Origin of the sequence: Paraclostridium dentum (assembly GCF_012922555.1) — a bacterium.
Classification (GTDB): Bacteria; Bacillota; Clostridia; order Peptostreptococcales; family Peptostreptococcaceae; genus Paraclostridium; species Paraclostridium dentum.
Map to the genome: position 1 here is coordinate 272,526 of NZ_WIPK01000002.1, position 13,689 is coordinate 286,214.

General features: G+C 26.5%; 17 protein-coding genes and 1 tRNA gene. 12 read left to right on the top strand and 6 right to left on the bottom strand.

Annotation, left to right across the window (positions count from 1 at the left end):
* The first annotated feature begins 141 nt into the window (after positions 1-141).
* Positions 142-780: a hypothetical protein gene (locus GFJ41_RS07240; protein ID WP_170074980.1), complete on the top strand. Its 639-nt coding sequence runs from the start codon at positions 142-144 to the stop codon at positions 778-780.
* A gap of 5 nt (positions 781-785) precedes the next feature.
* Here GFJ41_RS07240 and GFJ41_RS07245 read toward each other — a convergent pair whose 3' ends face one another.
* The gene (locus GFJ41_RS07245) at positions 786-1,457 is read right to left on the bottom strand and encodes a TMEM164 family acyltransferase (protein ID WP_170074981.1); all 672 of its coding nucleotides are present in this window, start codon (positions 1,455-1,457) and stop codon (positions 786-788) included.
* 206 nt (positions 1,458-1,663) lie between these two features.
* Between GFJ41_RS07245 and GFJ41_RS07250 the strand changes: the two genes are divergently transcribed.
* Positions 1,664-2,620: a 2Fe-2S iron-sulfur cluster-binding protein gene (locus GFJ41_RS07250; protein WP_035114331.1), complete on the top strand. Its 957-nt coding sequence runs from the start codon at positions 1,664-1,666 to the stop codon at positions 2,618-2,620.
* Positions 2,621-2,650: 30 nt separating this feature from the next.
* Entirely contained in the window at positions 2,651-3,934 is a 1,284-nt protein-coding gene (locus tag GFJ41_RS07255) for an FAD-dependent oxidoreductase (RefSeq protein ID WP_170074982.1), read from the top strand.
* 832 nt (positions 3,935-4,766) lie between these two features.
* Here the strand turns inward: GFJ41_RS07255 and GFJ41_RS07260 are convergent.
* Positions 4,767-5,012 (bottom strand): hypothetical protein, encoded by a 246-nt coding sequence (locus tag GFJ41_RS07260; RefSeq protein WP_046822359.1) that lies wholly within the window; start codon positions 5,010-5,012, stop codon positions 4,767-4,769.
* A gap of 393 nt (positions 5,013-5,405) precedes the next feature.
* On the opposite strand from GFJ41_RS07260, the gene GFJ41_RS07265 reads away from it, so the two are divergent.
* Complete coding sequence (locus tag GFJ41_RS07265) at positions 5,406-6,359, top strand: DnaD domain protein (protein WP_170074983.1); 954 nt, start codon at positions 5,406-5,408, stop codon at positions 6,357-6,359.
* A complete protein-coding gene (locus GFJ41_RS07270) occupies positions 6,343-7,029 on the top strand; it encodes a DnaA ATPase domain-containing protein (RefSeq protein WP_264318548.1) in 687 nt (228 codons plus the stop codon). Before GFJ41_RS07265 ends, GFJ41_RS07270 begins: the two co-directional genes overlap by 17 nt.
* A gap of 38 nt (positions 7,030-7,067) precedes the next feature.
* Here the strand turns inward: GFJ41_RS07270 and GFJ41_RS07275 are convergent, their stop codons facing one another.
* Positions 7,068-7,496 (bottom strand): hypothetical protein, encoded by a 429-nt coding sequence (locus tag GFJ41_RS07275; protein ID WP_170074985.1) that lies wholly within the window; start codon positions 7,494-7,496, stop codon positions 7,068-7,070.
* 259 nt (positions 7,497-7,755) lie between these two features.
* Here GFJ41_RS07275 and GFJ41_RS07280 point away from each other — a divergent pair, with 259 nt between their 5' ends.
* From GFJ41_RS07280 to GFJ41_RS07300, 5 genes are all read left to right on the top strand, one after another.
* Positions 7,756-7,965, top strand: a complete 210-nt coding sequence (locus tag GFJ41_RS07280) for a hypothetical protein (protein ID WP_170074986.1) — start codon at positions 7,756-7,758, stop codon at positions 7,963-7,965.
* Between the two features lie 579 nt (positions 7,966-8,544).
* A tRNA-Ser gene (locus GFJ41_RS07285) sits at positions 8,545-8,614 on the top strand.
* Between the two features lie 86 nt (positions 8,615-8,700).
* Positions 8,701-9,396, top strand: coding sequence for a hypothetical protein (locus GFJ41_RS07290; protein ID WP_170074987.1), 696 nt, complete (start codon positions 8,701-8,703; stop codon positions 9,394-9,396).
* Positions 9,397-9,726: 330 nt separating this feature from the next.
* Positions 9,727-10,371: a hypothetical protein gene (locus GFJ41_RS07295; protein ID WP_170074988.1), complete on the top strand. Its 645-nt coding sequence runs from the start codon at positions 9,727-9,729 to the stop codon at positions 10,369-10,371.
* Between the two features lie 223 nt (positions 10,372-10,594).
* Complete coding sequence (locus GFJ41_RS07300) at positions 10,595-11,464, top strand: hypothetical protein (protein ID WP_206001524.1); 870 nt, start codon at positions 10,595-10,597, stop codon at positions 11,462-11,464.
* A 295-nt stretch (positions 11,465-11,759) separates the two neighbouring features.
* On the opposite strand, the gene GFJ41_RS07305 is transcribed toward GFJ41_RS07300, so the two are convergent.
* The gene (locus GFJ41_RS07305; protein ID WP_170074989.1) at positions 11,760-11,915 is read right to left on the bottom strand and encodes a YvrJ family protein; all 156 of its coding nucleotides are present in this window, start codon (positions 11,913-11,915) and stop codon (positions 11,760-11,762) included.
* Between the two features lie 75 nt (positions 11,916-11,990).
* Entirely contained in the window at positions 11,991-12,197 is a 207-nt protein-coding gene (locus GFJ41_RS07310; protein WP_170074990.1) for a DUF2922 domain-containing protein, read from the bottom strand.
* Between the two features lie 241 nt (positions 12,198-12,438).
* Between GFJ41_RS07310 and GFJ41_RS07315 the strand changes: the two genes are divergently transcribed.
* Positions 12,439-12,786 (top strand): four-helix bundle copper-binding protein, encoded by a 348-nt coding sequence (locus tag GFJ41_RS07315; RefSeq protein WP_035114268.1) that lies wholly within the window; start codon positions 12,439-12,441, stop codon positions 12,784-12,786.
* Positions 12,787-12,927: 141 nt separating this feature from the next.
* On the opposite strand, the gene GFJ41_RS07320 is transcribed toward GFJ41_RS07315, so the two are convergent.
* The gene (locus GFJ41_RS07320; RefSeq protein ID WP_170074991.1) at positions 12,928-13,170 is read right to left on the bottom strand and encodes a hypothetical protein; all 243 of its coding nucleotides are present in this window, start codon (positions 13,168-13,170) and stop codon (positions 12,928-12,930) included.
* Positions 13,171-13,337: 167 nt separating this feature from the next.
* Between GFJ41_RS07320 and GFJ41_RS07325 the strand changes: the two genes are divergently transcribed.
* Positions 13,338-13,646 carry a hypothetical protein gene (locus GFJ41_RS07325; protein ID WP_035114249.1) on the top strand — a complete coding sequence of 103 codons (309 nt, stop codon included), beginning with the start codon at positions 13,338-13,340 and terminating at the stop codon, positions 13,644-13,646.
* The last annotated feature ends 43 nt before the right edge of the window (positions 13,647-13,689 follow it).

A 13,689-nucleotide genomic window follows, 5' to 3' on the forward strand; every position in this document is an offset into this window, starting at 1 on the left:
TCGCCTAGTGGCGAGTTTTTTTTTGTAAAATATAACAAGTAAGTTTTTTTGTTTATTAATCTGAAAATTAAGAAAAAAGATAGTTTATATGTGATATAATTAATATATATATAAATATTTTAAATTCAGTGGGGTGAATTTATGGGGGATAAAGAAAAGAGTTTTACAGATGAAAATTTTATTATTTACACTGGTATGGTAAAGTATATAAGAAATTTAAAGATGCTTGAAATTCATAAAAGAGATATAAGTCAAAAGGTTTATAATTTGTATATAAACTTAAGTAATAAAAATACTAGCTTAGGGAAATATATAGTTAACCCTAGGGAGTTTTGTGATACTATATGCAAAGATTATATAATAAATACACCTGTTTATGCTGTGTACTTAGAGACTATCAAAAAACTTTCATTAGTAATAGCAATAATGGCATTGTTTTGCGACTTGATCTTAGACAAACCATTAGTTAGCAAATATTTTGTATATATATTAATTGGTGCTTTTTTTATTTCAATACTATTAACATATCTAAAGCTTTATAGATCAGAAAAGTATGGTTTAGAAGAAGAACCACTTAAATATAAAGTTTTATATAATATTAGTGCATTGATTTTAATAATTCCAATTTTTATATGGAAAAACAAAATCTTAGAAAATGGGAAAATTAGTATGATTTTTATAGGATTAATTTTCATAGGAATGTTTTTTATAAGTTCTTATATAGTTAAAAAAAATAAAAAGAATATAGATAAAAAAATAAGTTATAAGAGTACTATTTAATACTCTTATAACTTATTTTTTCGTTTAAATTTAAAATCAATACTATTGTTATCTTTAATTAATGTAGGTAAATAAATTAAAGATGTAATAAATGTGAACAATAATATGCTATAAAAATTAGCATTTGAAAAACTATAATCATAATGAGCATTAGTGAATTGATTTAATAAAAAAGTAAATAAGAAAAATAAAGAACATGCTTTTATATTATCTACTATACATCTAGAATTTACATAAAACTTTCTGACTCCAACTAAATAAACTAAAGAATATAAAAGTAATAATCTAGATGCTATATAAAAGAAATAAAGAATATGTGGAAACTCAAAATATAAATCTTTAAAAAATATTAAGTCGCCTATAGAACAAACTATACTCCATGAGAAAAATACATTAAATAAATGATACTTTTTAAAAAATAAAATAGCTATACACAAATATATTGTTATGCTTGTTATGTTTATTGGAAGTGTGTACAAAACATTATAACTTCCTAAAGAAATTAAACATATTTGTTCTAATATAATTATGAATACAAATGATAGGCATATAATTTTTTCTACTAAATAGCTGTATGGAAGTAAGTTTTTGGTTAGCTTAGGCAATAAGAATAAGAATATAGCTACAAAAAGTAGAATTATTAAATGTTCATTAGAAAAAACAAAATTAGAATTCATAAACTCCCCCCTAACTATTTATAAGCAAGTTTAAATATGTAATCATGTCCTTTTATACATTATATTCCAAAGTAGTAGTTATGATATATAGTTTTTAAAAATTTATATAAATATTTAATTGTAACAAAATAAAAATTAGATAATAAATTAATATTATAGCAGTTAAAAATTAGACATTTAAAAAATCATCCAAAGGAAGTGGTCTTTTGAAAAGAATAAGCATACAACCATGTGCTGATTGCGGAAGCAAATATTGTCCGTGTCATTTAGCATATTCAGGAGATTGTATTCAATGTAGTTTAATACAAGGCAGTAAAACTTGTGATTGTATTTGGCAGGGGGTTTGTGTATACAATGAATTGCAACATAATCGAAATGTAGCTTGCAATGAAAAGCAAGATGTTTTGTGTGATGTTGTAACAAAAAAGGAATTAAAAGAGGATATATACTTACTAGAGATAAGAACGCCTAAAATTTTATTAGAAGAACTATTAAATCCTGGTTCTTATATATTATTAAGATGCAAAGACCAAATTGACTCAAGATACAATGTACCTATATCTGTTATGGATATAGATGTTGAAAATGAAATTTTAAAAGTAATAATTAAAGAGGTTGGACATAAGACTAAATCGTTATTAAGTTTTGATAAAGTATGGGTAAGAGGTCCATACTTAAATGGGGTATTAGGACTTAAGGAGTTTAAACTTACAACAAATAGTAATGTAGCGGTAATATTAAGTGGGTTATCTCAAGTAAATGCACCTAAAATAATTAAGTATATCTTAAAAAATAATAATCATGTAGAAGTATTTGTAGACACTAGAAGAACTATTTTAGATGAAGTTATAGATAAAATAAAAGAGTTAAATGTCAATATCCACTTCATAAATATAAAAGAAGATGAAGAGCTAATTAAAGACTATATAAGAAGAAATAATGTAGAACTTGTATATAGCGGCGGATTTAATTCTTTTAATAAGGAAATCATGAAACTGGTTGATAGTGTTGACGAAAATATTAGATTCTCAATAGCAAATAATAATTTAATTGTATGTGGAGAAGGGATATGTGGAGGATGTACGGTTGTAATTAATGGTAAGAGAACGAAATCTTGTAAAGCTCAAATTAATGGAAGAGAGTATCTAAAAAGTTTAAAATAAATTTGTTTTAGGTTTAAGGGGGAATTTAAAGTGGCAAAAGTAGTAGTTATAGGCGGCGGATGGGCTGGTTGTGCAGCTGCAATATCTGCAAGGAAAGCAGGAGCAGAGGTTACTATTTTAGAAAGAACAGATCTTTTACTAGGGCTTGGGAATGTTGGAGGAATAATGAGAAACAATGGAAGATATACTGCAACAGAAGAAGCTATAGCCTTAGGAGCAAGTGAACTATTTGAATTAACAGATAAGTATAGTACACACAAAGACATGGATTTTCCAGGGCACAAACATTCAACTATATATAATGTAACAGAAATTGAAAAACCTGTAAGAGAAAAAATATTAAGTATGGGTATAGAAGTAAGATTTTTCTCTAGAGTTATAGATGTAAAATTAAATGGCAAGAAAATAAAAGCTGTTGTTTTAGAAGATGGGGAGATTATAAATGGAGACTCATTTGTAGAAACAACAGGATCTTCAGGACCTATGGGAAATTGCACTAAGTATGGTAATGGATGTGCTATGTGTGTTTTAAGATGTCCTTCGTTTGGAGGAAGAGTTAGTATAACTAGCAAGTGTGGAATAGAAGATATGTATGGAAGAAGAAACACAGGGGAGTTAGGGGCTTTTAGTGGTTCTATGAAGCTATTAAAAGAAAGTTTAAGTGAAGAAATTCAAAAAGATTTAAATGAAAAAGGTTGTGCTGTAATACCTTTACCAGAAGAACTTATAAATACAGAAAAACTTGATATAAAAGTTTGTCAACAGTACTCACTACCTGAGTTTGCTAAGAATTTAATTTTAATAGATACAGGTCATGCAAAATTAATGGCACCGTTCTACCCACTTGAAAAATTAAGAAAAATTCCAGGATTTGAAGGAGCTATAATAGTAGATCCATACTCAGGAGGAAAGGGAAATTCAGTAAGATATTTTTCAGTTGCTCCAAGAGATAACTATATGAGAGTAACAGGACTTGAAAACTTATTTGTAGGTGGAGAAAAAAGTGGATTCTTTGTAGGTCATACAGAAGCTATATGTACTGGATCTTTAGCTGGGCATAATGCAGCTAGAAATGCTATAGGTATGTATTTACTTCAATTACCAACTAATATTGCAATTGGAGACTTTATATCTTATGCTAACCAAGAATTAAAAGAAGAACATGCGGATAGGTTAAAATTTACTTTTGCAGGAAGTATTTACTTTAATAGAATGAAGGATTTAGGTTTTTATACAATAGATAAAAAAGAAATAGAAACTAGAGTTAAAAAGGCAGGATTAGAAGGGGTTTTTAATAAAAAAATAATAAAATAAATAAAAGGAGATAACTTTGGTTATCTCCTTTTATTTATGATAAAGGATGAAGCTTAAAACATAGAAAAGATATCTAATGCAGCAAACGTAAAACTCACAACTGTATTAAATAAAGAAAAAAACTGTATTATACTATAAAGCTTATAGTTATGGATCATATCATATAAGCTGATACATCCAATAGTCAATAAGCCTACAATACTTAAAATAATAATATCAGCAAATATATCAATGCAAATTAAGATTAAAGCAATGATTGCTAACATAGAAGATAATGAAAAACATTTAGATAAAGTATAAGTATTTGTTGCACTTTTCAATATAAATCACCTCTATATACTTATATGAAATTATATAAGAGCTAAAACTAAATAAAATGTATTGAAAAATGGACAAGCACTATAGTAAGTAGAACACTAGTAGTAAAAAATAGAAAATAATCCAGCAACTATAAATACTAGAGCAAAAGGAAAAGACTTTAAGTCTAATTTTCCAGAATCCTTATAAGCAAAATAAGTTTCATAAGAAAATATAAAACCAAGTAAAAGAGTCACTATACTAGTTAAAGTAATAGAGTAATTGAAACAGTTATAGATAATCATACAAGTGCAGATAACTTTTAGAGCGTTAAACCTAGACATGCTACTCAATTAAACACCTCCTTAACGTATTCAACATAATTGTAGTTAAGGAAATTTCAAATAGCAATATATTAAAAATGATAAAAATTAAATTTAACAAACAAAAAATAAGATGACATAAAAGTTAGTAGTTTCCTAAAATTTATATCACCTTACTTTTAATTATAAACTATCAAAATCTAAAGAAATATTTATGAAAAGCAAATTAGCGAGAAACCTATAAGTAAGCCCATTACAGCAAAAACTATAGATAAGAAGTTTAAAGTATTAAAAGTTTTATAGTGGATATATGAATCATATGAATTTATCAATCCAGCAATGAAAATACCTAGACCACCTGAAATGGCAGAACTATGTATTATAGAGAAATAAATAAATACAAAAAATAATACATATAAGAAGCTTCTTAATGGACTTAACTTAGTAATAGTATTCAAATAATCACCTCCTTAGATCTTTCAAGTTAATACCAGCTAAGTTTACTTTAAATAGCAACGAAATAAGTATATACAAACAAAGTAGTATTCAAACACAAAAAGGCTTGGGGGCGGCGAGAATTTTCTTGCGAGTTAGTGAAGTAGTAAGTAAATACATAGACGAAACATTAAAGCTCAAGTTTTTAGGATTTTACAATAAAGAATCAAAAATAATAAATCAGTATTCAATCAAAAAAGGCACGGGGTGGCAAGATCGTTCTTATGAGCTAGTGAAGTGGTAAATAAATTCATTGACGAAACGTTAAAGCTCGAGTTCTTTAGAGCTTTACAGTGAAGGAAAGGAATATATTTATCATGAACGCCCACCTAACTAAGAAAAAAGGGGGATATATTATGGCAGTTTTCAGACAAGTACACATAGATTTTTGGCAAGATGGTTTTGTATTAGATTTAACACCAGAAGAGAAATACTTCTACTTATATCTAATGACTAACAGCAAAACTACTCAATGTGGAGTTTATGAACTTCCAAGAAGAATAATAGAAACTGAAACAGGATACAACAGAGAAACAGTTGAAAAACTTTTAGATAGATTTGAAGGCTATAAAAAGATAGTCTATGATAAATCTTCAAATGAGATATTTATAAATAACTGGGTTAAATACAATAAGATAGTTAGCCCAAAAGTTAAAAAATGCGTAGAAAAAGAGTTAAAAGAAATTAAAAGTCAAACTTTAATAAATCTATTTTTAAATGAATGTAATAAGTATGGATACAGTATCGATACCCCTATCAAAAAAGTGGACAACTATTTAAATACAGTATCGATACCCATGACCAAACTTGAAAGCAACTTAGATAACCACTATGGGGAAGAAAAAGAAAAACAAAAAGAAAAAGAAGAAGAAAAATACATAAATAAAGATGTAGGTATGGATATGTGTGTAAAAGAAGATGTATCTAAATATGCAAAACTATATGAGCAAAACATAGGACTTATTAATGGAATTGTAGCAGAGTGGTTAATTGAAATTAGTGAAACTATAGATAGTAGATTATTTAAAAGAGCTATAGAAATAGCAACAGATAATGGAAGGTGTAATAAGGGATATGTTAACGGAATTATAAAACAATGGATAGAAAAAAACATAAAGACTTTTGAAGATTTAAAAGCTTATGAAATTGGAAGAACAAATCAAGGGGGAAATGAAAATGGAGCACCTATCAATGAGCATGGAAAATCTAAGTATCAAAAAGATGCTAACTCAGAGGACTCAAACATTTATAGAAAGCCAACAGAAGAAGAACTTAGAGAAATCAGAGAATTCATTGAGGGAGAAAACTAAATATAGATGCAATAAGTGTAGAGATTTAACATTTATAATTGAAGGGGATGTGGCAGTTCCTTGTGAATGTAGAGAATTAAGAGAAGCTGAAGAGATTTTAAAATCAAGTGGTATAAGTGATGAATTTAGGAAAAAGACTTTTGAAAGCTTCGATTATGCATATGATATTCAAGTCGTAGAAGCTTATAAAAAAGCTAATAAATATGTTAATAGCTTTAATGAAATTAAAGATACTAGAAATAACTCAATAATGTTTTTAGGACAAGTAGGTTCAGGAAAAACTCATTTATCATTAGCGATTGCAAATAAGCTAATGGATAATTGTGTTGGAGTTTTATATATGTCTTATCAAGAAGCTATAACTAGTATTAAACAAAATGTAATGGACAGTGAAGAATATGAAAGGATTATTGTTAGATACAAAAGAGCTAAGGTGCTTTTAATAGATGACTTATTTAACGGAAGTATTACTAAGAGTGATATAAATATTATGCTTGAGATTATTAATTTTAGATATTTTAATAATTTGCCAGTTATAGTTAGTTGTGAAAGAGAAGTTGAAGAGCTTTTGGATATTGATGAAGCGGTGGGGAGTAGGTTGATTGAAATGAGTAGGGGCAGTGTTGTGGAGTTTAAGGGTAGTAAGCTTAATTATAGGGTTTATGTATGAGATAATTAAATGTAATAATAGTGTTTTATATACAGATTCTAATCATCTAGATAATTAGAATCTGTAACATTGCCATTCTTATCGTAATAAATATAGTTCTTAACTGATGGCATTTCATCACGTTTAAAAGGGTCATAACCTCCGTTACCGTAATCTTCAGAAATCCTCAATTGATTACCCATTATAAATGGATTTTTATAGTCATAATAATCCACTGTTACTTGGAGAAAACTGTTAACTGAAGCTACCATTTTATTTCCGTTTTTATATACAAAATGTTGTGGACCAGCAAAAGCAATTATAACAAATGAAAATAATAGAGTTAGAATCATCATTATAACTATAATTAAAATACTTAATCTATTTAGAATTAATAATAGAAGGTCGAAAGATTTTCTATTTTTAAGGTCATTTAAAAAGTTAATAGTTATTACAAAGATGGATAAAAATATAATTGTTAATGTCATAATAAAAGTATTATTAACAATATGAGTATAAGTAAGATTGTGCAAATTGAGATAATATCTTGAAGATGCATAAATAACCACTAATAATATTAGTAATATTATTAGTTTTAAAAAAATATTTTTTTTATTCATATATATAACCCCTAACGAATTAGTATAGTTAATAGCAAAACTTAAACAAAATTAAATATTCATTTTGTTTAAGTTTAATTTTTTTGATGTTGCACATTTAAGTATAACATAAATTTATCACCTTAATATGGGAAAAAATTGTTATGTAAATAGATTCAATGATATTAAAAATACTAGAAACAACTTCATTATGTTTTTAGGACAAGTAGGTTTAGGGGAAGAACATTTATCACTAGCGATTGCAAATAAGCTAATGGATAATTGTGTTGGTGTTTTATATATGACTTATAGAGAAGTTATAACTAGGATTAAGCAAAATGTAATGGATAGTGAATAGTATGAAAGGATTATTGGTAGATATGAAAGATCTAAGGTACTTTTAATAGATGACTTGTTTAAGGATAATATTACTAAGAGCGATATAAATATTATATTTGAGATTGTTAATTTTAGATATTTTAATAATTTGCTATTTATAGTGAGCTGTGAAAAGGAAGCTGAAGAACTTTTGGATATTGATGAAGTGGAGGGAAACAGGTTGATTTAAATAAGCAAAGGTTGTATTGTTGAACTTAGTGATAGGAACTTGTAGATATGTTTATACTATGAAATAAAATTATAGATACTGGGAAATAGGGAAGAAAGTGATTTATAAATTTTTCACATCCTAATTCAAAAAAACATAATGTTAAAATGTTTCATAAAAATAAATATTTTATTAAAGATAATATAAAACTTATACTTATATAAATATAGTATTTAGAGTAAGTAATAGCGAACCGTATTACAAGTAACAGAGCGCAATTTGATAAATTAATAGGTTGTATAGGAATAGATTTAAACGTATGACTAAAGGTATTTTTATGTAACTTTATAGAAACTATTTATATATTATGATATAATAATGGTATAATATGGGGCGATGGTGTAATGGTAAAAACACACTGAAGATCAGAATAATAGTTAGGTTCGATTCCTAACCGCCAAAGGCTATAATTATTAAGAAGATTGTAGTTTTTGGCGATTAGGAAATCTAAATGAGGTAGATATGTATCATAAGCATTGTGAGAATTTGAGGTATCTTAAAAAAGGAATAGATGTATTGAAGTTAGATTTAAATCAAAGTATATCTCAAGAAGATGAAATTAAAATAAATATATATAATAAACTTTTATCCGCTTTAGTTACAAGCTGGGCTGAAGTTAGGGTTTTAAAACTTGTGAATGAACCAAATGGATTTACTGAACTTGAAAAAAATTTTATTGAGGATAAAAAACTAAGTTTAGAGCAAAAATGGAAAAAATCATTGAAAATAGCAATATGTAAAGCATATGGCATTAACTATCTAACACCTAATAATAAATTAATTAAAGATAATATTGTTGAAGCCAATCTTAGTGGGGATATGAAAATTAAATTTAAAGAGCTTAAAGATATAATTGATAAAGATTTAGTCCCATCAATAAACATAAGAAATAAAATAGCACATGGTCAGTGGAGGTATCCAATATCTAATGACTTCAAAAGTGTTAATATTGAATTAGAAGATGAATTTTATAATGAAAATATAATTATATTTTCATATAGAATTAATGTATTTGAAAAATTATCTCGAATTATTCATGATTTATGTGTATCAAGGCCAACATTTGAAAGGGACTTTGATAGATTATTTGCAAATATAAGATCTGAAAGAGGTCGTAATCACATAAAAACATACGAAAAACATTGTAGACAAAAAATTGAGAAATATAAGAGAAGAAGATAGATTAGTAATTTAGAATAATAGTTTTTAGAATAAAATAGATAACCGTATCATTTACTTATGATACGGTTTTTGCAAATACGGAAATAATAGTATATATTATATTGAGATAACTATATAAGCATTTTGTTTATAGAATGGTGGGAAGTTAATTTAATACAACATAGTAGATATAGCAATTTAAATAAAGAATAGACAAGAAGCTATTTTAAGAGAGTATAATTGTAAAAGGTGATGATATAGAGATAATTAAGTGGGATGAATAGGTATAATAAAAGTATAAAGTAATTTAAAGGTAAATAGGTATTTGTAGTTGATATGGAGGATTTATAAATGCAAATAAAAGATTATATTACAATAACAATTTCATTGGCTGCTTTGTTTTTTTCATTTTGTAGCGTATTATTTACTTTTTTAAATTTTAGAAGAACTACAACAAGATTAAAATTTGAACAGTTGCAATTCTTACCTAATCCCTTATCAAATAGGGCTCGACCTAATATTTTATATTTATATGGGGAGCAAAATCCAGACTTGTGGACTGTTGCTCCTATATTTTATTTGGTTATATATATAAAAATAAATAATTTAAGTCATACAGGGATTACAATAAATAATTTTATTATTAACAATAAGTTTTTGGTTTCAAAATTCAATACAGAAAAGCTAGAAAAAGAGCTTACACTTAGTTATTTTTCTAGTAAGGAATCTGAAATTAGAGATTTAAAAAACTATGGGTATGTGATTCCGGTGGATTTAACTACTTTAAGACCTTATGATTATGATTTTATAAGTATAGGGGATAGAATAGAATCTAAATCTAGTATAGAGGGTGTAATAATCATTTCGGGAAATCGAGATTTATATATGTCTGTTGATGAAGGTATCAATAAATTGACTATTGTAACACCTGATAAAAAATTTGATAATTATATAGAAATTGACAAAACGGTCATACCTAAGGTCAATAAAAGTTAATTTATAGATATTTTAGTGGATAGTAGAATTTTAACTAATTATTTAGTGGCTGAATATGTCAAATGTAGAAATCGTTAAATTCCAGTTTACTATACCAAGAAAAATGAGCATAGCCTTTATATGCTAACATATATAGGTATAGATAGAATATAGCAAAAAATAAATATACATTATAATTAAGACACATATTGTAACCAATTTTAAAATAAGGGAGGGACAATTCATGAACTCAAAACATATAAACTTTTTAAAAAGTGTAGATCCGTTAGAGTTAATGAGTAAGATAAGAAGTTTTAGAAAACTAGATATTAAAAATATGGAATATAGTGAGATTTCTAAAGCGATTGAAGAAGTATTAACATTTAATGGGGAATTTATATATACTACAAATATTCAAATATATCCAAAGGGAACAAAGTTTTTTAGAGTAAGAGAATTAAAAGGAAGTAAAATACCTAATGAAAATTTATCCTTTGAGTCAGATTTTTGGAATGCTCCAGAAAAATTTATAACAAAGTATGGAAGACTAAATAAACCAGGAGAATCATTATTATATACGTCACCAATCAATCCACAAGTGGCAATTAGAGAGGTTAAATTAGCTGATAATAGCTTTTATGCAATAATTGTATATGAAGCTAAAGCAGACATTAAGGTAAACTCTATAGGAATGGAATATAGTTATGAAAAATTAGGTATAGATAATAAACAAGCAATTTTAATTAATGATATGATAAATGATTTTTTAAGAGATGAGTTTAGTAGGGAAGTAGGTAATGGAACTGAATATTTATATAAAATTTCAGAAATTATATCTAAAGGGTATTTTGATTTGCCTCCAAGGGTAGTACAAGATGCATGGGCGTATCCATCAATAAAAGATAAGTTATCTTACAATGTATGTTTTAGACCGGATATTGCAAAGGATGTTCTTGAACTTCAAGGAGCGCTGATATGCAAGTATGATAATACTGATAATATAAATGTAAAATGTGTATCAAATGGGTTCAATGAATATGGTTATACAAATTTTTATGAATTAGGATCTCCGATACAAAAGCAAATATTTCCGGAAATTAGCATAGGCAGTTAAAAACACTTAAAATTGGATAATTATATTACAATTGAATAGAACTATAAGAAAGTAAATAGAACCGTAATCTTTAGAGTAAGATCATAAGAAGAGTATCACAAAGTATATAAAAACAAATACTATAGATGTTATTTAAGTACGTATTTATGTAAAAGTGTATATATATTTTTTATGCAAAACAAAATAATTTTTTAGTTTAGTAATTGAATTTTGATTTCTTGTATTTTAAGAATAAAGTTGAAAAATAAAAAAGTGTAGCTAATAAATCTTAATGATTTAAAATAGATACACTTTTTTATTTCTTATTATTAAGTTCATATATATTATTGCTTAATGAATTTATACTAGTACTCAGATTTTCAAGTTGACCTTCTATTCTAATTAATAAATACATAGTAACAATAGCAGGAAAACCTAAGTTAGATACTAAAGCCATTAAATCTAATTCCATATAGAATATACCTCCAATAAAATTAAAAATACTATTAGGAAACCCCCTCTAAATTTTAGAAGGGTTTCATGTAAACTATATAACTAAGTCATATCCAGTAGTTGCAGTTTGAACTACTTTTGCTTCTAATGGAGCTTCTAACTCTTCACCAAATCTAGGAGCGAATATGTTCTTTTCAACTATTTGTTCCATATCAGCTTTTATTTCTTCCTCAGTTAAATCTTCTATAGGATCTGAAACAAATAAGCTTATTTTTCTTCCAAGAGTTGTAGAGAAAACCATTAATAATCTAGTTTCTAATAATTTACGAAAAAGAAGTTGAATAACTTTTTAATTTTGATGAGTCAGAGGAAAGTAGGCTAATTGAAATGAGTAAAGGGGTATTATAGAGATTATAGTACGAAGTTTAATTAGGTAGTTTTGATTTTTAAAACATTATAGTAAGATACATAAAGCATGTATAAAAATTTATTTAATTACAGACCCTAATTAGGAAAACCATGAAATTTCAGGAGGCTTAACAATGGGTATAGTAACGAATAAGACAGATAAACATCAAGCATGTATAGATGAATGCCAAAAATGTGCTCAAGCATGTTATGAATGTTTTAATGAATGTTTAAATGAACCAGACATTAAAGAAAGAAAAAACTGTGTAAGTACCTTAGTTGAATGTGCTATGATGTGTCAAATGTCAGTATCAATGATGGCGATGAATGGAAAATTTTCGAAAGAACATTGTGAATTATGCGCTAAGATTTGTGAACAATGTGAGCAAGAATGTGCTATGTTTAAAGATGATCACTGCCAAAAATGTGCAAGTGTATGCCGTTCATGTGCAGACGAATGCAGAAAAATGGCTAATATGTAATTAGCAAAAAATCCATTCTATTTATAAATAGAATGGATTTTTTACAATCGATAATTAATACTTGGTGAAAAGTAATATTTAATACCTATAAATAATTTATTAAACAGGCTATGTCCCCTTATTTTATAAGTTTTAAATTATCTATTTTTCAATAGTATTTGAGCTTTTATCAGAACAACAAGATTTATTTCCTTTAAATATGAAAAACAATGCTCCCACCATGACTATAGGGCATATAAAGGGTGCTATAAATGATACAGCTAATGCACTGGAAACACTATATGAACTAATTAAAGGAACTGCAAGAAGCAATAATATAGGAATTATACAACACAGAGATAGTGGTAAAAATCGTTTTAAATTTTTTCTATTGTTTTCATTCATTTGAATTACCTCCATAAATTTTATATGGTAATTTTAATTTAAAGTTATGAATTAATTATGAAATTAAATATAAAAATTTATTTTTACTTTTTTATCATTTATTCATATTTTATTCACATTATTTAATTATCATTAGAGTGAAAATAATATGAAAAGGAAGTGTTTGTATGAAAAAATCATTAATAGGGTCATTAGCATTAGGATTAGTAATAGGAGCAGGTGTGATGGGAGCAACATCATTCGCAAATGAAAAAGAGGCTTCTGTTAAAGCATTTTCTAACAATGAAAATCAAATAGTATCAACTATAGATCAAAATAGTTCAACTCAAGGAGATGCACAGTTTAAAGTATTAAATCAAGAAACAAAACAATTTGAAAAAGTAGATGATAGTGAATATAGAAATTCTAACCCTAATTATGGACAAGGATGCCCACACATGAATTATGGAAGTTTTGGAAATGAAAATATAAATTAATTTCAGCAAAATAAAAAGCTAATCTCAAAATAGAGATTAGCTT

Coding starts and splice junctions, on each gene's coding strand:
- GFJ41_RS07240 (WP_170074980.1), top strand. CDS start 142: ATGGGGGATAAAGAAAAGAGTTTTACAGATGAAAATTTTATTATTTAC.
- GFJ41_RS07245 (WP_170074981.1), bottom strand. CDS start 1,457: ATGAATTCTAATTTTGTTTTTTCTAATGAACATTTAATAATTCTACTT.
- GFJ41_RS07265 (WP_170074983.1), top strand. CDS start 5,406: ATGGCAGTTTTCAGACAAGTACACATAGATTTTTGGCAAGATGGTTTT.
- GFJ41_RS07275 (WP_170074985.1), bottom strand. CDS start 7,496: ATGACATTAACAATTATATTTTTATCCATCTTTGTAATAACTATTAAC.
- GFJ41_RS07280 (WP_170074986.1), top strand. CDS start 7,756: ATGGGAAAAAATTGTTATGTAAATAGATTCAATGATATTAAAAATACT.
- GFJ41_RS07295 (WP_170074988.1), top strand. CDS start 9,727: ATGCAAATAAAAGATTATATTACAATAACAATTTCATTGGCTGCTTTG.
- GFJ41_RS07300 (WP_206001524.1), top strand. CDS start 10,595: ATGAACTCAAAACATATAAACTTTTTAAAAAGTGTAGATCCGTTAGAG.
- GFJ41_RS07305 (WP_170074989.1), bottom strand. CDS start 11,915: ATGGAATTAGATTTAATGGCTTTAGTATCTAACTTAGGTTTTCCTGCT.
- GFJ41_RS07310 (WP_170074990.1), bottom strand. CDS start 12,197: ATGGTTTTCTCTACAACTCTTGGAAGAAAAATAAGCTTATTTGTTTCA.
- GFJ41_RS07315 (WP_035114268.1), top strand. CDS start 12,439: ATGGGTATAGTAACGAATAAGACAGATAAACATCAAGCATGTATAGAT.
- GFJ41_RS07320 (WP_170074991.1), bottom strand. CDS start 13,170: ATGAATGAAAACAATAGAAAAAATTTAAAACGATTTTTACCACTATCT.
- GFJ41_RS07325 (WP_035114249.1), top strand. CDS start 13,338: ATGAAAAAATCATTAATAGGGTCATTAGCATTAGGATTAGTAATAGGA.